This is a genomic window from Photobacterium frigidiphilum (assembly GCF_003025615.1).
GTDB classification, from domain to species: Bacteria; Pseudomonadota; Gammaproteobacteria; order Enterobacterales; family Vibrionaceae; genus Photobacterium; species Photobacterium frigidiphilum.
On sequence record NZ_PYMJ01000001.1, the window covers coordinates 205,387 to 225,763 of the forward strand.

21 protein-coding genes, 1 riboswitch and 1 other annotated feature are annotated in these 20,377 nt (G+C 41.1%); of the genes, 14 read left to right on the forward strand and 7 right to left on the reverse strand.

The annotated features are described in order from the left end of the window. The first annotated feature begins 2 nt into the window (after positions 1-2). From C9J12_RS00845 to hisIE, 10 genes are all read left to right on the forward strand, one after another. The gene (locus C9J12_RS00845) at positions 3-539 is read left to right on the forward strand and encodes a YchJ family protein (protein WP_107240984.1); all 537 of its coding nucleotides are present in this window, start codon (positions 3-5) and stop codon (positions 537-539) included. Positions 540-769: 230 nt separating this feature from the next. Continuing rightward, on the forward strand, positions 770-955 hold the full coding sequence (locus tag C9J12_RS00850; protein WP_107240985.1) for a hypothetical protein: 186 nt from the start codon (positions 770-772) through the stop codon (positions 953-955). Positions 956-1,219: 264 nt separating this feature from the next. Beyond that, positions 1,220-1,351 (forward strand) — a sequence feature (His leader region). 55 nt (positions 1,352-1,406) lie between these two features. Beyond that, positions 1,407-2,303: an ATP phosphoribosyltransferase gene (gene hisG / locus C9J12_RS00855; protein WP_107240986.1), complete on the forward strand. Its 897-nt coding sequence runs from the start codon at positions 1,407-1,409 to the stop codon at positions 2,301-2,303. 4 nt (positions 2,304-2,307) lie between these two features. Continuing rightward, positions 2,308-3,639 carry a histidinol dehydrogenase gene (gene hisD, locus C9J12_RS00860; RefSeq protein WP_107240987.1) on the forward strand — a complete coding sequence of 444 codons (1,332 nt, stop codon included), beginning with the start codon at positions 2,308-2,310 and terminating at the stop codon, positions 3,637-3,639. A 2-nt stretch (positions 3,640-3,641) separates the two neighbouring features. Then, complete coding sequence (gene hisC, locus C9J12_RS00865) at positions 3,642-4,796, forward strand: histidinol-phosphate transaminase (protein WP_107240988.1); 1,155 nt, start codon at positions 3,642-3,644, stop codon at positions 4,794-4,796. Positions 4,797-4,813: 17 nt separating this feature from the next. Further along, positions 4,814-5,899 (forward strand): bifunctional histidinol-phosphatase/imidazoleglycerol-phosphate dehydratase HisB, encoded by a 1,086-nt coding sequence (gene hisB, locus C9J12_RS00870; protein ID WP_407675666.1) that lies wholly within the window; start codon positions 4,814-4,816, stop codon positions 5,897-5,899. Continuing rightward, positions 5,899-6,531, forward strand: a complete 633-nt coding sequence (gene hisH, locus C9J12_RS00875) for an imidazole glycerol phosphate synthase subunit HisH (protein ID WP_107240990.1) — start codon at positions 5,899-5,901, stop codon at positions 6,529-6,531. Before hisB ends, hisH begins: the two co-directional genes overlap by 1 nt. 61 nt (positions 6,532-6,592) lie before the next feature. Next, the gene (hisA, locus tag C9J12_RS00880) at positions 6,593-7,327 is read left to right on the forward strand and encodes a 1-(5-phosphoribosyl)-5-[(5-phosphoribosylamino)methylideneamino]imidazole-4-carboxamide isomerase (protein ID WP_107240991.1); all 735 of its coding nucleotides are present in this window, start codon (positions 6,593-6,595) and stop codon (positions 7,325-7,327) included. Between the two features lie 19 nt (positions 7,328-7,346). Continuing rightward, positions 7,347-8,120: an imidazole glycerol phosphate synthase subunit HisF gene (gene hisF / locus C9J12_RS00885; protein WP_107240992.1), complete on the forward strand. Its 774-nt coding sequence runs from the start codon at positions 7,347-7,349 to the stop codon at positions 8,118-8,120. After that, positions 8,117-8,740 carry a bifunctional phosphoribosyl-AMP cyclohydrolase/phosphoribosyl-ATP diphosphatase HisIE gene (gene hisIE / locus C9J12_RS00890; RefSeq protein WP_107240993.1) on the forward strand — a complete coding sequence of 208 codons (624 nt, stop codon included), beginning with the start codon at positions 8,117-8,119 and terminating at the stop codon, positions 8,738-8,740. Before hisF ends, hisIE begins: the two co-directional genes overlap by 4 nt. A gap of 62 nt (positions 8,741-8,802) precedes the next feature. Here hisIE and C9J12_RS00895 read toward each other — a convergent pair whose 3' ends face one another. Together C9J12_RS00895 and C9J12_RS00900 are read right to left on the reverse strand one after the other, a co-directional pair. Beyond that, on the reverse strand, positions 8,803-9,381 hold the full coding sequence (locus C9J12_RS00895; RefSeq protein WP_011217828.1) for a thymidine kinase: 579 nt from the start codon (positions 9,379-9,381) through the stop codon (positions 8,803-8,805). Positions 9,382-9,624: 243 nt separating this feature from the next. Continuing rightward, a complete protein-coding gene (locus tag C9J12_RS00900; protein ID WP_107240994.1) occupies positions 9,625-11,220 on the reverse strand; it encodes a Na+/H+ antiporter NhaC family protein in 1,596 nt (531 codons plus the stop codon). Positions 11,221-11,318: 98 nt separating this feature from the next. After that, a riboswitch (Lysine riboswitch) is annotated at positions 11,319-11,502 on the reverse strand. Positions 11,503-11,871: 369 nt separating this feature from the next. Between C9J12_RS00900 and C9J12_RS00905 the strand changes: the two genes are divergently transcribed. Next, positions 11,872-12,267 (forward strand): H-NS family histone-like protein, encoded by a 396-nt coding sequence (locus C9J12_RS00905; protein ID WP_107240995.1) that lies wholly within the window; start codon positions 11,872-11,874, stop codon positions 12,265-12,267. A gap of 511 nt (positions 12,268-12,778) precedes the next feature. Here C9J12_RS00905 and C9J12_RS00910 read toward each other — a convergent pair. Then, on the reverse strand, positions 12,779-13,750 hold the full coding sequence (locus tag C9J12_RS00910; RefSeq protein WP_107240996.1) for a lytic murein transglycosylase: 972 nt from the start codon (positions 13,748-13,750) through the stop codon (positions 12,779-12,781). A gap of 8 nt (positions 13,751-13,758) precedes the next feature. After that, complete coding sequence (locus tag C9J12_RS00915; protein ID WP_107240997.1) at positions 13,759-14,037, reverse strand: YcgL domain-containing protein; 279 nt, start codon at positions 14,035-14,037, stop codon at positions 13,759-13,761. Positions 14,038-14,259: 222 nt separating this feature from the next. On the opposite strand from C9J12_RS00915, the gene minC reads away from it, so the two are divergent. Genes minC through minE form a run of 3 tightly spaced genes read left to right on the forward strand, consistent with a single transcriptional unit; the run spans position 14,260 to position 16,024 of the window. Next, positions 14,260-14,922, forward strand: coding sequence for a septum site-determining protein MinC (gene minC / locus C9J12_RS00920; protein WP_107240998.1), 663 nt, complete (start codon positions 14,260-14,262; stop codon positions 14,920-14,922). Between the two features lie 22 nt (positions 14,923-14,944). After that, positions 14,945-15,757 carry a septum site-determining protein MinD gene (gene minD / locus C9J12_RS00925; RefSeq protein ID WP_011217822.1) on the forward strand — a complete coding sequence of 271 codons (813 nt, stop codon included), beginning with the start codon at positions 14,945-14,947 and terminating at the stop codon, positions 15,755-15,757. Between the two features lie 6 nt (positions 15,758-15,763). After that, positions 15,764-16,024, forward strand: a complete 261-nt coding sequence (gene minE / locus C9J12_RS00930; protein ID WP_107240999.1) for a cell division topological specificity factor MinE — start codon at positions 15,764-15,766, stop codon at positions 16,022-16,024. A 57-nt stretch (positions 16,025-16,081) separates the two neighbouring features. On the opposite strand, the gene rnd is transcribed toward minE, so the two are convergent. The 3 genes from rnd to C9J12_RS00945 all read right to left on the reverse strand — a co-directional run bounded on the left by rnd (position 16,082) and on the right by C9J12_RS00945 (position 20,345). Beyond that, complete coding sequence (gene rnd / locus C9J12_RS00935; RefSeq protein WP_107241000.1) at positions 16,082-17,206, reverse strand: ribonuclease D; 1,125 nt, start codon at positions 17,204-17,206, stop codon at positions 16,082-16,084. A 395-nt stretch (positions 17,207-17,601) separates the two neighbouring features. After that, positions 17,602-19,293, reverse strand: a complete 1,692-nt coding sequence (fadD, locus tag C9J12_RS00940; RefSeq protein ID WP_107241001.1) for a long-chain-fatty-acid--CoA ligase FadD — start codon at positions 19,291-19,293, stop codon at positions 17,602-17,604. Between the two features lie 152 nt (positions 19,294-19,445). Then, positions 19,446-20,345: an alpha/beta fold hydrolase gene (locus C9J12_RS00945; protein ID WP_107241002.1), complete on the reverse strand. Its 900-nt coding sequence runs from the start codon at positions 20,343-20,345 to the stop codon at positions 19,446-19,448. Between the last annotated feature and the right edge of the window lie 32 nt (positions 20,346-20,377).

Genomic DNA, 20,377 nt, shown 5'->3' on the forward strand with positions numbered 1-20,377 from the left:
TCATGTCTAACCCAATCACGTTATGCCCATGTGGTAGCAAAAAACAACTTGCTGAATGTTGTCAGCCAATACATCAATCAGCAGCATTAGCAACACACCCTGAACAAATTATGCGCGCGCGTTACAGTGCACATGTTCTAGGTCTTGTTGATTTTGTTGTTGCTACCTACCACCCAAGTTGTGAAGCAGAGCAACACCGCGAAGCAATTGCAGATTCAGTTCACTCAAAATGGCTTGGGCTTCAAGTGATAAACAGTGAGATTGCAGACAATGGTGAAGGCTTTGTTGAATTCAGAGCCATGTACCAAGATGGAAAAGATCAATATACGCTTCATGAACGATCTCGTTTTCTGCAAGAAACAGTCAACGGAGAACTGCAATGGTTCTATATCGATGGCGATTACCCTGAAAGCCACATTGCGGAAGAAACTGTAGAAACACCACCAGCGATTCAACCAGCAGTCAGCACCAAAACCATCGGGCGCAATGACCCTTGCACCTGTGGCAGTGGTAAAAAATTCAAAAAGTGTTGCGGATAACCCCAGCAACTTAAATACATTATCCGTCTTAAGAAATCCCAGAGGTCAGCGTTAGCTGGTCTCTCTTAGCTTGCTGCTTTGCTTATCCCGCCCTCAACACTTCTCTGCATAAAAGCCACCTGCATTTCATCGTTGATCATACACACAAAAAAACAGAACAAAAAACGCTCAAGTTGTTCACTAATATGCCGACACGGTTTTAGATTCATAATAAACGTGGAGGGAAAGACATGATCAATACCAACAATAATCTGCCGCGAACTGCACAGAAACAACTCAAAAAAGTGACCCAATCAACCATGCTCATTGATCGCCATCAGCGGGTCGAGCCCAAACAACAACAAGACACCCCCGAAGAACCCGAGGAACAACAAGCAAATAAACATAAAAAAGGGTTATTAGATATTTATGTTTGATAGGCTCGTTAACTAACAGACACACTGCTACATTTTTGTTAATACAATCTAGAACCTCCTCACGGGATACTCTGCATCTTCGTGAGAAAGCGGGTACAAATAGGCACTTTAGCCAGCATCAATAATGAATTCACTATTTACATAAAATTAATGTTGCAAATTCTAATGAGCTTCGTTAGTGTGAATACCAAGCATTACACACTAATGCATTAAGTAACTATACTATACAGAGTAAATAATTATGCGTATCCCAATGGTAAACCTACATCACCATCATCATCCTGACTAGTCTTTCGGGAGGATACGCCTCACTCTGGAAGACAACCAAAAACTCTTCCAGTGTTTGATAAAATAAAGAATTCAAACCCTCGGAGAGCAACACTCCGAGGGTTTTTTGCGTTTTAGAGCTTTAAAAGATTAACTTTACAGAATTGGATTAAGGAATATGACCATGCAAACACAACGATTAAGAATTGCGATTCAAAAGAAAGGACGTCTGAGTAAAGAGTGCCAAGATTTACTTAAGCGTTGCGGTGTTAAATTCAACATGATGGGTGAACGCCTAGTGGTTCATTCTGAAAATATGCCTATCGACCTACTCCTTGTTCGCGATGATGACATTCCCGGTCTTATTATGGATGGCGTTGTTGACCTTGGTGTTATTGGTGAGAATGAACTAGAAGAAGTGGGACTAGAACGTGCTGCTCGCAATGAACCTTCTGATTATAAAAAGCTTCGTCGTTTAGATTTTGGTGGCTGTCGCTTATCTATTGCTATCGACAAAGATGCAACATATAACGGACCACAAGATCTTCAAGGTAAGCGTATCGCAACGACCTACCCTCAACTTGTTAAGCGTTATATGGACGAACAAGGCGTTACATTCAGCCCTTGTATGCTAAACGGCTCTGTTGAAGTCGCTCCTCGCGCTGGCCTAGCCGATGCGATTTGTGACCTCGTATCAACTGGCGCAACACTTGAAGCCAATGGACTAAAAGAAGCCGCTGTTATTCTTCGTTCTAAAGCCGTACTTATTCAATGTACTGCCGATCTAGTTGCTGAAAAACAAGCGCTAATTGACCGTTTGTTAACACGTATGCAAGGTGTCATTCAGGCAAAAGAATCAAAATACATCATGCTACATGCACCAACAGATCGTCTTGAGCAAATTAAAATGCTATTACCTGGTGCTGAAGACCCAACAGTATTACCACTATCGCAAAATAACAACCGCGTAGCCGTTCACCTTGTCAGTACTGAAAACTTGTTCTGGGAAACGATGGAACAATTAAAAGAATTAGGCGCAAGCTCTATTCTAGTACTGCCAATTGAAAAAATGATGGAGTAACGCAATGAAAACGGTTGTTTGGCAATCTCTCAGTGAAAACCAGCAAGAATCTTTACTTCAGCGTCCAGCAATAACTGAAGGTGCAAATATTACCGCCATTGTCGCTGATGTGGTTGCTGATGTCCGTCAACGTGGTGATGAAGCACTATTAGATCTCACTGAAAAGTTTGATCGTGTTCGCCCTGATTCAATCCGAGTGTCAGAACAAGAAGTAACGGCTGCTACATCACGACTTAGTGATAACATGAAACAGGCGCTGCAACAGGCTTATCAAAATATCGCGACATTCCACAAAGCACAGAAAACAAAGCCACTACGTGTTGAAACACAACCTGGCGTGGTATGTGAACAAGTAACACGTCCGATTAATTCTGTTGGCTTATATATACCTGGTGGCAGTGCACCATTACCATCGACAGTATTAATGCTTGGTGTTCCCGCACAAATCGCAGGATGCCGTCAGGTCGTTTTATGCTCACCGCCACCGATTGCCGATGAGATTTTATATGTGGCCCAGCTATGTGGCATTACAGAAATCTATAATATTGGCGGCTCTCAAGCCATTGCAGCTATGGCTTATGGCACAAAATCAGTCGCAAGAGTCGACAAGATTTTCGGCCCCGGTAATGCATTCGTTACAGAAGCTAAACGCCAAGTCAGTAATGATTTCCGTGGTGCGGCTATTGATATGCCAGCAGGCCCTTCAGAAGTATTAGTTATTGCAGATAAAACAGCAGATCCTGATTTCATTGCCGCTGATTTATTAAGCCAAGCAGAACACGGTCCTGATTCTCAAGTTATTTTATTAACACCAGAACCAAGCATTGCTGATCGTGTAGCCGATGCGATTCAACTGCAACTGAAAGTATTACCTCGTGCCGATATTGCGCGCCAAGCCTTAGGCTCTAGTATTTTAATCGTTACGGAAACAATCACACAGTGTATCTCTATTTCTAACCACTACGGTCCTGAACACTTAATTGTACAAACGCGTGAACCACGAGAGTTAGTGCCTTTATTGGATAATGCAGGCTCAATCTTTCTCGGTGATTGGTCGCCAGAGTCGGTGGGTGATTACGCCTCTGGCACTAACCATGTGTTACCAACCTATGGCTACACGCGCACCTATTCAAGCTTAGGTCTTGCCGATTTTTCTAAGCGTATGACAGTACAAGAACTTACCGCTGATGGCCTGAAAATCTTAGCGCCTACTGTGGTTACCATGGCAGAAGCTGAAGGGCTAGATGCACATAAACGTGCTGTTACTATCCGTATCGAAAAGTTACAACAGCAAGAAATATTAAAAGCACAGCAAGTTGAAGAAAAGGAGGCGTAATAATGAGCATTGAAGAATTAGCGCGTAAAACAATACGCGAACTTACGCCTTACCAATCAGCACGTCGTTTAGGCGGTAGTGGTGATATTTGGCTAAACGCAAACGAATCCCCTTTTGCTAATGAATATAGCGTCACTTGTGGTCGACTAAACCGCTATAGTGAATGCCAACCAGCAGATCTGATTCAAGCTTATGCTGATTATGCGGGTATTGATAGCAAGCAAGTATTAACATCACGCGGTGCCGACGAAGGTATCGAATTATTAATCCGCACATTCTGTGAACCAAACCAAGACAGTATTCTTTACTGTCCACCAACATACGGCATGTATGCTATCAGCGCAGAAACGTTTGATATCAAAACGAAAACAGTGCCGTTAACACCAGAATGGCAATTAGACCTACCTTCAATTCAAAACAACCTCGATGGGGTTAAGTTAGTGTTCGTTTGCAGCCCTAACAACCCTACTGGTAACGTCATGAAACGCCGAGATATCGAAAAGCTACTTGATATGACCACAGATAAAGCACTTGTGGTCGTTGATGAAGCATATATCGATTTTTGCCTTGAAACTTCGACGGTAGATCTTCTTGCGAAGTATCCACACTTAGTGATTCTTCGCACGCTATCAAAAGCATTTGCATTAGCTGGCTTACGTTGTGGTTTTACGTTAGCCAACACCGATGTAATTAACTTATTGTTGAAAGTTATTGCGCCGTACCCAGTACCAGTACCTGTTGCGGATATCGCCGTTCAAGCCTTGTCTGGCGCTGGTCGTGCTAGAACTAAATTCCAAGTACTCGACATCAGTGCAAATCGCGCTTACCTACAAGCTGGCTTAGGAATGCTGTCTGGTGTAACGGTTTATGATGGCTACGGTAATTATTTACTGGTGAAATTTACGCATGCTGATGCCTTATTCACTGCATTATGGAATCACGGTATTATTTTACGACGATCTCCTATCGAAAACTGCATTCGTATCAGCGTCGGTAATCGTGACGAATGTGAAAAAACACTCGCCTTTATTCGTGCGCATGTCGCATCTCAAGGCAATACATCACAAGACAGTGCATCACAGAGCAATGCATCAAAAAGCAATGCATCAAAAAGCAATACATCAGCAAATAATGACGAATTAAACGCATCTAATTAAACACAAGGAAGTACATTGTGAGCAAAGAAAAAATTCTATTTATTGATCGTGATGGCACCTTAATTGTTGAGCCACCCGTTGATTTTCAAGTTGATCGATTAGATAAACTCAAGCTAGAACCGTTTGTTATACCAGCACTGTTAACGCTGCAAGATGCAGGGTATAAACTTGTAATGGTGACTAACCAAGATGGTTTGGGAACAGATAGCTACCCACAAGCAGATTTCGATGCACCGCAAAATATGATGATGGAAATCTTCGAGTCGCAAGGTGTTAAGTTTGATGATGTATTAATTTGCCCACACTTCAATGAAGATAACTGCAGCTGCCGTAAACCAAAGCTAGGATTAGTGAAAAGTTACCTACAGCAAGGTCGGGTTGATTTCGCAACATCTGCAGTAATTGGCGATCGTCAAACTGATCTTCAGTTGGCTGAAAATATGGCCATCAAAGGTATTCAATACAACCCACTACCTACCGATAAGAGCAGCTTGAACTGGCAACAGATTGTAAAAGACCTAACAACAAACCCTCGCATTGCTGAAGTTGTTCGTACCACTAAAGAAACTGACATTCGGGTTAAAGTGAATTTAGATGAAACTGGCGGCAACTCTATCGAAACAGGTTTGGGATTCTTTGATCACATGCTCGATCAAATTGCGACACACGGCGGTTTTCAAATGCAGGTTACTGTGAAAGGTGACTTACACATCGATGATCACCACAGCATTGAAGATACAGCCCTCGCATTAGGCCAAGCACTCAAAGAAGCACTGGGTGATAAGCGCGGTATTGGTCGTTTTGGCTTTAGCTTGCCAATGGATGAATGCTTAGCGCAATGTGCATTAGATTTATCGGGTCGCCCTTATTTAAAGTTTGAAGCAGAGTTTGGACGCGATCAGGTTGGCGATCTTTCAACTGAAATGGTATCGCACTTCTTCCGATCTCTTACTGATACGCTGGCGTGTACCTTGCACCTTTCATCGACAGGCCATAACGATCACCACATTGTAGAAAGCTTGTTCAAAGCATTTGGTCGCACATTACGCCAAGCAATTCGTGTTGACGGTAATGAGCTACCAAGCAGTAAAGGAGTGCTGTAATGGCGAGTACAAATCAAAAAGTTGTCATCATTGATACCGGCTGCGCCAATGTATCTTCTGTTCGCTTTGCGATTGAACGTTTGGGTTATACCGTTACGATAAGTAAAGAAACAAGCGTGGTACTAAATGCTGATAAGTTATTTCTTCCCGGCGTAGGCACGGCAAGTGAAGCCATGAAAAACCTGCAAGAGCGAGATTTAGTTGAACTCGTCAAGCAAGTTGATAAGCCATTACTCGGCATCTGTTTAGGGATGCAATTACTGGGTGCGTTATCTGAAGAACAAGGACAAAACGGTAAAGAGCTTGTTCCTTGTTTAAACCTTTGCGGTGCCCCCATTAAAAAATTAAAAACAGGTAATTTACCCTTGCCACACATGGGTTGGAATACGATTACTCCCGTTGACAATCACCCATTATTTAAGGGTATTCCAGCAGGCAGCTACTTCTATTTTGTACATAGTTACGCCATGCCGGTTTCAACAGAGGTCAACGATTACACCATCGCCCAGTGTGAGTATGGTCAACCTTTTAGTGCGGCAATTCAAAGTGGCAATTATTACGGTGTGCAGTTTCATCCTGAACGTTCGAGCAAAGCAGGCTCTCAACTGATTAAGAATTTTTTAGAGATGTAGCCTGCTAATAAAAATTACAATTTATGAAGAAATTGATTTATATGCATCAAAAGGATTTAGGATGATTATTCCCGCACTCGATTTAATTAATGGTCAAGTCGTTCGTTTGTTTCAAGGCGATTACGGCCAAGTCACTGAATACAAAGTAGACCCAGCAGAGCAATTTAAGCTGTATAACCAAGCTGGTGCTAACTGGCTACATTTAGTCGATCTTACCGGTGCAAAAGACACATCAGCTCGTCAACTAGACCTAATCAGTCAATTATTGGCAAGCACGCCGGCAAATATACAAATTGGTGGTGGTGTACGGTCAGAGAAAGATGTATCTGATCTATTGGAAGCAGGCGCACAACGTGTCGTTATTGGTTCAACTGCCGTAAAGCAACCAGAAATGGTGAAAGGCTGGATGGAAAAATACGGACCAGAGCACATTGTTTTAGCGCTAGACGTTAATATTGATAAAGACGGAAATCGCAACGTAGCGATTTCTGGCTGGCAAGAAGATTCAGGTGTTAGCATTGAAGCATTGCTTGAAGACTTCCTAACTGTTGGTCTAAAACACGTTTTGTGTACTGATATTTCACGTGACGGTACCTTAGCTGGCTCGAATGTTGAGCTGTATGTCGACCTTTGTACTCAGTACCCACAAGTCCAATTTCAATCTTCAGGTGGCATCGGTGACTTAAACGATATTGCAGCCTTAAAAGGCAGCGGTGTGGCAGGCGTCATTGTAGGTCGTGCTTTATTAGACGGTAAATTTACCGCTGAAGATGCTTTCCAGTGCTGGAATAGCTAGAACAAGGAGTCAAACAATTATGTTAGCTAAACGAATCGTTCCTTGTTTAGACGTTCGAGACGGTCAAGTAGTAAAAGGGGTGCAGTTTCGTAATCACGAAATTATTGGTGATATTGTCCCTTTAGCCAAACGCTACGCAGAAGAAGGCGCTGACGAGCTGGTTTTTTATGATATTACCGCATCAAGTGATGGGCGCGTGGTTGATAAAAGCTGGGTCGCTCGTGTTGCTGAAGTTATTGATATTCCTTTCTGTGTTGCTGGCGGTATTAAATCTGTCGAAGACGCGAGCCGTATATTGCAATTTGGTGCAGATAAAGTCTCGATAAACTCCCCCGCCCTTGCCAACCCTGCGCTTATCACAGAACTTGCTGATAAGTTTGGCGTGCAATGTATCGTGGTGGGTATTGATTCATACTTTGATGCTGAAACAGGTAAATATCAGGTGTATCAATTTACTGGTGATGAATCACGTACTAAAGCCACCCAATGGGAAACCCGAGATTGGGTTCAGGAAGTTCAAAAACGTGGCGCAGGCGAAATAGTATTAAACATGATGAACCAAGATGGCGTTCGTAACGGTTACGATCTAAAGCAATTGAACATGGTACGTGAAGTTTGCCATGTTCCTTTAATTGCTTCTGGTGGTGCAGGTGAAATGGTTCACTTTGCAGATGCCTATCAAAAAGCCAATGTGGACGGTGCACTTGCTGCTTCCGTATTCCACAAACAAATCATCAATATTGGTGAACTTAAGCAGTACTTAAAAGAACAGAATGTGGAGATCCGACTATGAGCCTTGTAACAACAATTAATTGGGAAAAAGTAGACGGATTAGTCCCAGCTGTCATTCAAGATAACACCAGTGGTCAAGTACTGATGTTAGGGTACATGAACCAAGATGCCTTGAACAAGACGCTAGAAACAAAACAAGTCACGTTCTGGTCTCGCACCAAAGAGCGCCTTTGGACGAAGGGAGAAACCTCTGGCAATGTACTTGAGCTTAAAAGTATCAACCTTGATTGTGACCAAGATACATTATTAGTAAAAGTGAAGCCTGTAGGGCCAACTTGTCACTTAGGTACACCAACATGCTTCGACAACGATGCAGAAGGCAAACAAGAACAACCTGCATTGGTGTTTCTTCATCAACTTGAGCAAGTCTTGGCTAATCGTAAAGGTGCAGATCCCGAATCTTCTTACACAGCCAGCTTATACGCCCGTGGCACCAAACGTATTTCGCAAAAAGTGGGCGAAGAAGGCGTTGAAGTCGCGCTTGCGGCAACGTCGGGTGACAAGGCGGAATTAGTGTGTGAATCCGCTGATCTGATCTATCACTTGATTGTTTTGCTACAAGATCAGGGACTAAGCTTATCTGACGTTACTGAAAAACTGCAAGAACGCCATAACAAATAAATAAAAAGGGAGCGTATGCTCCCTTTTTAAATTCATGTTATATCACTATGTTGGTATCGTTATTAACGACCTAATGCTTCTTTATAATGCTTTCGACAAACTGAAACATAACGATCATTGCCACCAATTTCGACCTGATCGCCATCAGCAATGGCATGACCCGCTTCATCTTGACGAATAACCATATTAGCCTTACGACCACAATGACAAATTGTTTTTAACTCTACGAGCTTATCAGCCCAAGAAAGCAAATATCGACTGCCGTCAAATAACTCGCCACGGAAATCACTGCGTAAGCCATAACATAGAACAGGGATATGTAACTTATCAACGACTTCTGTTAATTGATAAACTTGTTCTTTCGTTAAAAATTGGCATTCATCAATTAATACACAATCAATATGTGTATCTGCATGCATCATGCTCAATTTAGACCAAAGATCGTCGCTTTTATTATATAGCTCAGCGTCTTCTTCCAAGCCAATTCTAGAACTCACCTTCCCCGTACCAAATCGGTCATCAATTGCAGCTGTAAAAATCACTGGTCTCATACCGCGTTCGCGATAATTAAAAGATGACTGCAATAATGTTGTCGATTTACCCGCATTCATTGCAGAGTAATAGAAATACATCTGGGCCATGTGGCTCCCCTAAAAAGACGATTAGCTTGGTTCAAAATCAGCCGAGATGCTACAGAAAACCCCTGTAAATTGAAAGTCTCGACCAAAGAGAAATACGATTAATGGCGTGTAGCGCTGATAAATACCATTCGGGATAAGTAAATGGTCAGATATTTATCTAAATTGGTGTGAAGCATCAAAACGAAAAAAGCCTGTGAAAATATCACAGGCTTTCGCATTTTCTTTACTTTAAGTATGCACTCGTTATGCGTTAGCTATTGTGCCTTTAGGGCGTCGAGACAACCAAGACAAGAATACGCATACAAGAATAAAGGTAATCGTTGCAGCCATGAAGGCAACGGGTAATGAATCCGTTATACCAAGTATTAAGAAGCCAATAATTGATACAAACGCGACAGATAACGCATAAGGTAACTGCGTTGAAACGTGATCAATATGATGACAACGAGCTCCCGTTGAAGACAGAATCGTTGTATCAGAAATCGGTGAACAGTGGTCACCAAATACCGAACCGGCTAATACTGCACCCAACATTGGTAACATTAATGCGATATCCGTTGCACCAGCAAGGTCTCCGGCAATCGGAAGCATAATACCGAATGTGCCCCATGAAGTACCTGTCGAGAAAGCCATAATGCCAGCAAGCACAAATAGAATCATAGGCAATAGCATTGGGTCGATATTGCCTTGCACAAGGGTAGACAGGTATTTACCGGTTTCCATGTCGCCAATAACACTACCAATACTCCATGCAAATAGAAGGATTAGAATCGCACCAAACATCGATTTAGCGCCAATCCACATTGTCTTCGCAACATCGGCCATTGGGATCTTCTGACGAATCACAGATACTAGAGCTGAAATCAGACCGATCAAACCACCGTAGCAAAGCGATACGCCAACATCGGTATTTTCAAAAGCACCAAGAATATTAAACGCAATACCATCTTCGACAAGCACTTGATAACCAGTGAAAATCATAAAGAAGAATGTAGCAAATATTAGCGCAATGATAGGCAGAACCAAATCAGCAACACGACCATTGCTGCTCTCGTCAATTTCAAGCTCATCATTTAAGTCTTTTGCTCGGCTATCATCATCACCTTCATCAAATCCGCGGCCTTGGCTTGCCTGAATTTCATGCTTCTTCATTGGACCAACATCAATTTGGAACCATGCAACAACAAATACCATTGCAAGTGCGAAGACTGCATAGAAGTTCATTGGCGCTAGCTGAACAAAAGCACTCAGCGCTGAATATTCAGTCACACCATGTGAAGCTAAAATACCACCAATAAGGGTGATAATGTACGCACCCCAGCTTGACGCAGGCATAAGAACACACATAGGGGCAGCGGTAGAATCTAAGATATAAGCAAGTTTAGCGCGAGACACATAAAAACGATCTGTTACTGGACGAGCAATCGAACCAACAGCCAGGCTATTAAAGTAGTCGTCAACAAAAATGAAAACACCTAAAAATGCTGCTAGTAATTTTGCACCGCGTTTGCTTTTAATTCGAGTCTGCGCCCACTCAGCAAAAGCACGAGTACCGCCAGATAGTGTAAGAAGTGCTGTCATCATTCCAAGTAATAGAAGGAAGGCAACAATGCTCATATTCCAACTATTAATTGCGCCATCATCGATGAATAAGCTTGATACTGTCGTTGATAAGTAACCGACAGTTGCACCTGCGGAGAAGTCTGTAAGTAATACAGCACCTAAAAGAACACCTACACCCAACGAAACAAGTACTTTACGTGTAAGAATAGCTAAACCTAGTGCCACCAATGGTGGTAAAAGTGATATAGCTGAATGGGAAAAATCTACAATACTCATGATCTCTACTACACCAGTTCTGGTCGGAGATCTACTGTTAATACGGTGTAATACCGCAGTTAGAAGAGTTTAAGGAAAGAAGGTAAACCCTCTCCCACCCTCACAGTAGCGCTCCATAGTTAATGTCATTATATACTATGGCAGTGTTGCACCTATTCGATACAACCCCAGCAAGAACGTTCGATTAACGCCTTCTTACTTCGGCACTGGCTCCTTTCACAAGCAATCATAGGAATCACCCTCCAGCTTGTTACTTATAGACAATGCGCCTCTACCCTTAGTTAAGGAATGGTTCATTCTACGGACTGACAATTCATTTGCAACAAGTTCTAGTGCATTTTTTAACAGAAATAGTGAATAATATTGCCAGCATGGTGATTTTTTAACCATTAAATCTGAATGCTTCTCTTCTTTATTATGAAATCACACACATTAATAAATAGATATGAACTGAAAATGTATTATGGCTTCTCATCAAAATCTTCCATTACATTTTTCAAAAATGAGAACATCTTTGAAAAACAATCATTATTTAATTAGTAATTAAATAAATTGTTTGGCACATTACATATAAAAGTATTACTATTGCTGTAAATGAATTTTGACTGCTATTATTATTTACAGCTAGTTTAAAACTAACAGGAAATAAAAATGTCTGACGTAATGAAAGTACTATTAAACCTACGTAGCCTTCGCGCACTTTCTCGTGAATATACAGTAGAACAACTACAAGAAGCTCTTGAAAAGCTACAAAGTGTCGTTTCAGAACGTACTGATGCTGAAGCTGAAGATTTAGCTAAAGAAACAGAGCGTAAAGAAAAACTCGACCATTACCGTGAATTGCTAATGGCTGACGGTATCGATCCTGAAGAATTATTATCTAGCCTAGCTAAAGCACCTAAAGCTAAACGTGCTGCTCGTCCTGCTAAATATAAATTCATCGATGAAAACGGTGAAGAAAAAACATGGACAGGTCAAGGCCGTACTCCAAGTGCACTTAAGAAAGCACTAGATGACGGTAAATCTTTAGAAGATTTCGAATTATAATTTAGCTGAACTTAAGCTGAATAAAACCCAGTTAACGCTGGGTTTTTTATACTTAATCCAAAACATTATACCCTTCAATATAAGAAATAAACATAAATCTTATTCTCGCCATATACCATTTCGACACTCTTCCCTGTTAAATCTATAGTAATAAAAACACTTTCACAACCTAATGTAACCCAATGTAACCCAATGACAACCAAACCAATAGCGATCGCAGTAAGTTACTGTTTTAAATCAATTAAACCCAAGGGCGATAGGGAATACATAAAGCTTCATCTATACTAAGATTATAACAATATTCTTATTTATAGTTCCCTATCTAAGTCATTATCCCAATACAAAATAACAACAAAGATGTAATCTTCAGTTTCGATTACATTACAAAATACGCAGGGTAGGATCTACCTATATAGTGTTACGGCAATTCAACACAAAAAAGCCAGACATTAATGTCTGGCTTTGAAAAGCGATTATAAGTAAGAAATTAACCTAATACTAATAACGTCGACTATCGAATTTTATCTGCTAGATGACTAACGGCCAAAGCAAAATAATGCGATCGATTCCACTTTAACAATGTTTGGTAATTACCATAAACTAGATACGCTCGACCATGATTATCATCTGGTTGAACCAACCAAGCATTAATTGCAACATCAGGTAATGGTTCGCCATTAAGTTTTCGAACACCAATGCTCTGCCAATCGGCTAATGATTTACCTTTTTCCCGTTCAACGCCTTTTAAATCTGAACTCATAGGAGAGACTAATTTAACTTGTCGTCCCCATGTATATTCATCATTCCATCCAGACATTTTCAAGTAATTGGCAGCGGAGGCAAAGACATCATCAACATTTTGCCAAATATCAATCTTGCCATCATTATTTCCATCTACAGCATAAGTCAGGAAAGAAGTCGGCATAAATTGTGGCTGTCCCATTGCACCAGCCCAAGAACCTTTCATATTCTCGGGCGCGATATGGCCTTCATTCAATATTTGTAATGCAGCCATAACTTGTTTACGGAAGAAAGCTTCTCTACGCCCGTCATAAGCTAAAGTAGAAAGTGCTTCAACAACATTATAATCCCCCATAAGACGACCAAAATTACTTTCGACCCCCCATAAGGCAACAATAAATCGTGGCTGAACGCCATATTCACGACCAATTCGGTCTAGGGCCGCTTTGTGCTCGTTATATAAACGATTCGCTTGCTTTACCTTCCAATCAGGTACCGCACGAGGAATGTATTCATCAAGCGTCAACTTTTTCTCAGGCTGATTTTTATCAGCCTTTACCGCACGTTCCGTATATTGAATATTGTCGAAAGCTGAATTGATAATCGACTCTGAAATTCCATTACTACGAGCTTCAACTTTTAATCCACTCACATATTCATCAAAACCTTCATTAGCAGAAAAAGCTGATGAAGATATCCCTAATCCAATGACCACCATGGCCGATATCAGTCGCTTGTGCATATTCACCTTTACGAAGTTTGTGAGGCTTTCTCTGCCTTATATTGATGTAATAAATTGGTTATTGGGGGTGGTACTTGTAAATAATAACCGACAGTAACAAGTGATTCCTTCACTTTTTCTACATCAGCCAATGCCAACTTACGGCCTTCAAGCTTTAACACCATAACAAACTGTGGCGCTCCAAAGGTTCCCATTAAACTATCAGGCACATCTGAAAAGTCGTCTTTTTTATTAATATATAAGTACGTATTTTCTTTTTTTGAACTTTTATAAATTGAACACAACATCAAAAACCGCCTGTTTGTTAAAGCTTCACTCAATTCGGACAACTATTTTGCTTAATCATTCCATGAAATACCGATTTGATAAGGTATCGGATGAGAAGCTTGTCTGAATTTCCAACGCTAAGGCAAGGATAGCTTGCCGATATACCTATAGGAATATACCATGCAAGTACCTTTGTGATAACGTATCTAATTGGCTAATTCAGTTTAAGTCATATAATGAACATGACCAAAATGGCAGAATTAAAAGGGAGCTCCTTTACGCTCTCCGCCCTACACTTAGTTGATGGGGATATAAAAAAGGCGACTGATTACTTAAAAGAAAAAGTAAATCAAGCACCTAACTTCTTTGCGTCTGCACCTGTTGTAATTGATATAACCCAAGCAGGACGTGAAATTAATTTTAAGCAGTTAAAAGATGATGTAAAAGATGCAGGGATGATTCCTGTTGGTGTTAGTGGCTGTAAAGACGCTCGCATGCAAAATGAAGCAAAATCAGCAGGTTTTGCTATTATGAATGCTGCACGACAGGCTAAGGATATGCCTGTTACTGTCGAACCAACACGAATTATTCGTACCCCGGTACGTTCTGGACAACAAATATATGCGAAAAATTGTGACCTCGTTGTTATGAACCATGTCAGCGCTGGTGCCGAAATTATTGCTGATGGTTGTATTCATGTTTATGGCAACCTACGAGGCCGTGCAATTGCAGGCGCTAGCGGTCAGCATCAAGCGCAAATTTTTTGTCAGAATATACAGTCTGAATTGATATCTATTGCTGGTAACTACTGGCTTAGTGATAAAATCAAGGAAGAGTTCTGGGGTAAAGGTGTCGTTATCTCACTTGCAGAAAATAATTTAAACATAGAGCATTTAACTCTATAACGTTTGATAAGGAATTTAATAGATGGCGCGTGTTATCGTTGTTACCTCAGGCAAAGGTGGTGTTGGTAAAACCACATCCAGTGCGGCAATCGCATGCGGTTTAGCCTTAGCTGGAAAAAAAACGGCTGTAATCGATTTTGATATCGGTTTACGTAATCTTGATTTAATCATGGGTTGCGAGCGTCGTGTTGTATATGATTTTGTCAATGTCATAAATGGCGAAGCTAGCCTGAATCAAGCTCTAATAAAAGACAAACGTGTTGATAACCTTTTTGTGCTTCCGGCCTCTCAAACACGAGATAAAGATGCGCTAACAAAAGAAGGTGTAGCGCGCATTCTACATGATCTTGATGAAATGGGTTTTGAGTTTGTTATTTGTGATTCACCAGCAGGTATCGAGACAGGCGCCTTAATGGCGTTGTATTTTGCCGATGAAGCCATCGTTACAACAAACCCTGAAGTATCTTCAGTTCGCGACTCAGACCGTATTCTAGGTATTCTAGATTCGAAGTCTCGCCGAGCAGAACAAGCTGAAGAGCCAGTTAAGCAACACTTGTTGTTGACACGTTACAACCCAGCGCGCGTTGCTAGCGGCGATATGCTGAGTGTTCAAGATGTCGAAGACATTCTGCACATTCCACTTTTAGGTGTTATCCCTGAAAGCCAAGCAGTACTCAACGCATCAAACAAAGGTGAACCCGTTATCTTTGATACAGAATCTGATGCTGGGTTGGCATATGGCGATACTATTGCACGTTTACTGGGTGAAGAACGCCCATTCCGTTTCTTAGAGGAAGAGAAAAAAGGCTTCCTTAAACGCTTATTTGGAGGCTAATTTATTATGGCTTTGCTAGAGTTCTTCCGTCCAAAGAAGACAACTACGGCAAGCGTAGCGAAAGAAAGGCTACAAATAATTGTTGCTGAACGTCGCTCTGCTGGTCAAGGTGCTCCATCCTATTTACCTCAACTGAAGCTTGATCTTCTAGAGGTAATTAGAAAATACGTGAATATCAATCCAGATCAAGTGAGTGTCAATCTCGATCAGAAAGACGAGGACTTGTCTGTTCTTGAGCTGAACGTTACGCTGCCTGAAGACAAATAATAAAAAAGCCCTGAAAGACACTTTCAGGGCTTTTTTAAAACTAATAAAACGTACTGTCTATTTCTTATTCAGTAACGGTAATACGCGCTCTTCAAACAATGGTTTACGCCATGTTTTTAGTATATCAGGTAACTTATCGTCTGATTTTTGGTATTTCCACGCCCATGAAATTAGCTGATTTATCTGCTTTTTAGATGCTAGGAACTCAGGTGCAAGACCAGTTTCTACCTCGACTTTAGTGACCACATCTTTGATATGTTTCACCACCTGCTTATAACCAGATAGATCGACCAAACGGATAATTTTTTCTGGGTACTGTTCAACTGGAATATCTTCTACATCCTGAACAATCCTTAAAAGTCGATTAGCATGGCGCTGAATTTCCATACTATCGAAACCTTCAGTCGACATCACCGATTTTGACTGAATATTATATTTAGCCAGCTTCCAGATATGTAGTTCTTTCACCACGAAGTTCAATGCGATGTCACGCTTACGAGCTTCTAAAATTCGCCACTTCGCAGCTTGTTGCAATACCGCTAATTGCTTAGGATTTAATTGCCAAGCATTTTTCACTAAACGATAAGCTTTATCTAAATCAATCCCTTTCGTACGCTTCTGCATCAAAGCTGCACACTCTAACTCTAATGCATCCATCCAGCCTTTCGCTTTTACTTTTTCAAGTAACGTTTCATACAAAGGCAGTAAATAAAATACATCTGCAGCAGCATAGTCGAGTTGCTTATCTGTAAGTGGGCGGGCTAACCAGTTAGTACGTGCTTCGCCTTTTTCTAGATCGACACCAACATACTCACTGACTAAAGAGCCAAAACCTGCTGAAACACCATGGCCTAAGAATGCCGCCATTAATTGTGTATCGATCATTGGTGTTGGTAAGCAGCCTGCGTGGTGCTGGAATACTTCCAAATCTTCACCACAAGCATGAAGTACTTTTATAACAGATTGATCACGCAGCAAATCCCAAAACGGTGTTAAGTCTTCAATTTCAATAGGATCAATCAATACAAGATTATCACCATCAAACATTTGAATGAGACCCAGCTTAGGATAAAGCGTGCGAGTGCGAACAAACTCGGTATCAAGCATAACTACCGAATGTGTGCGGGCATGATCACAGATTGTGTCTAAACGTTGAGTTGTCGTTATTATTTCAAAATTCACAGCAAACCTTATTTAGCTGGCAGTCATATCTACTCATTCATTATCACAAATGAATCACGATATTCAGTCATGTTATGCCCACAGCTATTTCGTACAAGAGCGAAAAATAGAAGTGATATTAATAGCCATATAAAAAAGAGCTATTCACTACGATTTAATCGCTACTATACGAAATAGCAATGAGCCAACACCCAATGATATGGATAATTTACTATTAAGCGCCTTAACGAATTAAGACTATAGTAACTGGGTATAACAATCATCATCTCAAATAAAAAGTGCCAACTATAATAGCCAGCACTTAATTGTAACCTTTTTTAACTCTAGCGTATTTCGGTTTTTAACTCCCGAATACATTATCAGAAACAAAGGCTTCATCAAAAGCAAAAGCTTCGTTATGCATCTTGAGATTTAGCTGCATTTTCCGACTCTTCACGCAAAGCACGACGTAAAATTTTACCTACGCTGGTCTTTGGTAACTCTTCGCGGAATTCAACAATTTTAGGAATTTTATACCCTGTTAAATACTCACGGCAGTGCGTTAAAAGCTCATCGCGCGTTAGGCTCGAATCACGAGGAACAACGCACACTTTCACAATTTCGCCTGACACTTCGTGCTCTTGCCCGATTGCTGCAACTTCAAGCACTTTAGGGTGAAGTGCTATAACATCTTCAATTTCATTCGGATAAACATTAAATCCAGAAACAAGGATCATGTCTTTCTTACGATCAACAATGTGCAGGAAACCTTCATCATCAAACCGAACAACATCACCAGTTGAAAGCCAACCATCATCAGTCAAGACTTCTTTCGTCGCCTCAGGGCGTTGCCAGTAACCTTTCATCACCTGAGGGCCACGTACCTGTAGTTCACCCGTTTGATCATTCGGAAGTACATTTCCTTCGTCGTCAACAATACGCACATCTGTTGAAGGTACAGGTAAGCCAATAGAGCCATTATAGTCAACTAAGTTATGAGGGTAAGCCGCCACCAGTGGTGCACATTCAGTTAAACCATAACCTTCAAGCAAATACGTTTTTGTAATATCTTTCCACTTTTCAGCAACCGCACGCTGAACAGCCATGCCACCACCAACAGATAAACGCAAATTACTGAAGTCTAACTCATGGAAATCTTCATTATTCAATAATGCATTAAACAGCGTATTCACACCGGTAATCGCTGTAAATTGATAACGTTGCAGTTCTTTAACAAACGTCGGGATATCTCGTGGGTTAGTAATCAATAAGTTCTGACCACCAATTTCAATAAACAGTAAGCAGTTAACCGTCAGAGCAAACACGTGATACAAAGGCAGTGCCGTAACAATTAACTCTCGACTATCGGTTAACACTGGTCCGTAAGCACCTTTCGCTTGCATCACGTTAGCCAACATATTGCGATGAGTCAGAGTGGCTCCCTTTGCTACGCCTGTCGTACCGCCTGTGTATTGAAGGAATGCGGTATCTTCACCTGATAAGAAGGGTTTGACGTACTGCATACGACGACCTTTCTTTAAGGCTGCACGCATTGATGTAGCATGTGGAAGATGATATTTAGGCACCATCTTTTTCACATACTTAACAACGAAATTAACCAATGTACCTTTCGGACGAGAAAGCTGATCACCAAGGCTGGTTAAAATAACATGGTTTACACATGTCTTCTTGACCACATTTTCTAAGGTGTGTGCAAAGTTAGAAACGATCACAATTGCTTTCGCGCCTGAATCGTTAAGTTGATGTTCTAATTCTCGGGGTGTGTAAAGTGGGTTAACATTAACAACGACACAACCAGCACGAAGAATACCGAATAAAGCAATTGGATACTGCAACAAGTTAGGCATCATTACCGCTACACGATCGCCTTTCTTTAGTTTCAGGTCATTTTGCAAATAAGCAGCAAAAGCACGGCTGCGCTCTTCCAACTTACGGAAAGTCATTACCTGGCCCATATTAATAAATGCGGTTTGATCTGCAAACTTGTGTACAGATTGCTCAAACATTTCAACCAGTGACGGGTATGCATCCGGGTTAATTTCAGCCGGCACATCTTCCGGATAGCGGTTAAGCCAAACCTTATCCAATTGTATTCTCCTTCTTTTCTATGGCATTTCGCCACTAACTCTGCTGTATGAGCACATTAAACAATTGTTTATGCTCAGTATTACAACACAACCAACAAATAATTAATTAACATAGACTGATTAAACCAGCCATATGAAGTTTGAAGTCAACATCAAAAACCTTGCGTGAAGGTCAAAATATGACGGTACACATCATTTGGGCTGTCGATATGACAATGATGACCCCCCGTCACTTTCACCTGCTTAAGCTGCTGAAACCAAGTTCTTTCTGGGGTTTTTCGTTGTAATTGTTGAAAACCACTATGACCAACAATTGATAAAGCTGGGCATTCAATCTGCGACATTAATGCTTGTGCATGCTCTTCAGCCATTCGATACAGTGAATCACACCGCAATCGCTCATCATGACGCCAATACCAATGTTCGCCATCCGTTTCTGTTCCTCGTTTCACTAACGGATACAGATCAGATTTTGATAGCTTGTTAACAACACTTCGTAAATTTAACGCCTCTTCAAAGGACACCATTTTTCGTTTGGGACGCGTAGCATTTCGTTGACGATAACGTTGACGACTCGTAATGCCTTGCTTTAATCGTAAAGCGGCATTGTCTGTTATTTCATAAAGTGGTGTTAGCCCTTCAATCAACACAATACCTTGTACTTTTTCAGGAAACGCAGCAGCATAACAGCCCGCGACAATAGCCCCTAAAGAATGCCCAACCAAATAAAGATTTTGTACTGACAGAAGCTCAACAACCTGATGCAAGTCATCAATATAATCAACAAAGTGATAATAGTTATCGCTATGACGATGGTCAGATAAGCCATGCCCTGGCCAATCAAGCGCCACAACATGATAGTGTTTAATTAAATCTGTAAATAACACGTCAAAACTAGCGGCATTGTCTTGCCAACCATGCAGCATTAATAACGTTGGTTTCTCTGTACCGTTATTTTTTTCTATCGGCACTGATAAGCTATTATTGCTGTTTTTAAACGAACAAAGCCCAGCCAACTGTTTTTCAGCTAGCTGAATAAAAATATTGTGCATCAAGTTTAAGTCTCTAATGACTGATGATATCC

What these genes read in the sequence shown, in the direction of transcription:
- minE (WP_107240999.1), top strand. Translation starts at nt 15,764, where the DNA reads ATGGCTTTGCTAGAGTTCTTCCGTCCAAAGAAGACAACTACGGCAAGC.
- C9J12_RS00910 (WP_107240996.1), bottom strand. Translation starts at nt 13,750, where the DNA reads ATGCACAAGCGACTGATATCGGCCATGGTGGTCATTGGATTAGGGATA.
- hisC (WP_107240988.1), top strand. Translation starts at nt 3,642, where the DNA reads ATGAGCATTGAAGAATTAGCGCGTAAAACAATACGCGAACTTACGCCT.
- C9J12_RS00850 (WP_107240985.1), top strand. Translation starts at nt 770, where the DNA reads ATGATCAATACCAACAATAATCTGCCGCGAACTGCACAGAAACAACTC.
- C9J12_RS00915 (WP_107240997.1), bottom strand. Translation starts at nt 14,037, where the DNA reads ATGTTGTGTTCAATTTATAAAAGTTCAAAAAAAGAAAATACGTACTTA.
- hisIE (WP_107240993.1), top strand. Translation starts at nt 8,117, where the DNA reads ATGAGCCTTGTAACAACAATTAATTGGGAAAAAGTAGACGGATTAGTC.
- C9J12_RS00845 (WP_107240984.1), top strand. Translation starts at nt 3, where the DNA reads ATGTCTAACCCAATCACGTTATGCCCATGTGGTAGCAAAAAACAACTT.
- hisH (WP_107240990.1), top strand. Translation starts at nt 5,899, where the DNA reads ATGGCGAGTACAAATCAAAAAGTTGTCATCATTGATACCGGCTGCGCC.
- C9J12_RS00895 (WP_011217828.1), bottom strand. Translation starts at nt 9,381, where the DNA reads ATGGCCCAGATGTATTTCTATTACTCTGCAATGAATGCGGGTAAATCG.
- minC (WP_107240998.1), top strand. Translation starts at nt 14,260, where the DNA reads ATGACCAAAATGGCAGAATTAAAAGGGAGCTCCTTTACGCTCTCCGCC.
- hisG (WP_107240986.1), top strand. Translation starts at nt 1,407, where the DNA reads ATGCAAACACAACGATTAAGAATTGCGATTCAAAAGAAAGGACGTCTG.
- hisD (WP_107240987.1), top strand. Translation starts at nt 2,308, where the DNA reads ATGAAAACGGTTGTTTGGCAATCTCTCAGTGAAAACCAGCAAGAATCT.
- C9J12_RS00900 (WP_107240994.1), bottom strand. Translation starts at nt 11,220, where the DNA reads ATGAGTATTGTAGATTTTTCCCATTCAGCTATATCACTTTTACCACCA.
- C9J12_RS00945 (WP_107241002.1), bottom strand. Translation starts at nt 20,345, where the DNA reads ATGCACAATATTTTTATTCAGCTAGCTGAAAAACAGTTGGCTGGGCTT.
- hisA (WP_107240991.1), top strand. Translation starts at nt 6,593, where the DNA reads ATGATTATTCCCGCACTCGATTTAATTAATGGTCAAGTCGTTCGTTTG.
- C9J12_RS00905 (WP_107240995.1), top strand. Translation starts at nt 11,872, where the DNA reads ATGTCTGACGTAATGAAAGTACTATTAAACCTACGTAGCCTTCGCGCA.
- minD (WP_011217822.1), top strand. Translation starts at nt 14,945, where the DNA reads ATGGCGCGTGTTATCGTTGTTACCTCAGGCAAAGGTGGTGTTGGTAAA.
- hisF (WP_107240992.1), top strand. Translation starts at nt 7,347, where the DNA reads ATGTTAGCTAAACGAATCGTTCCTTGTTTAGACGTTCGAGACGGTCAA.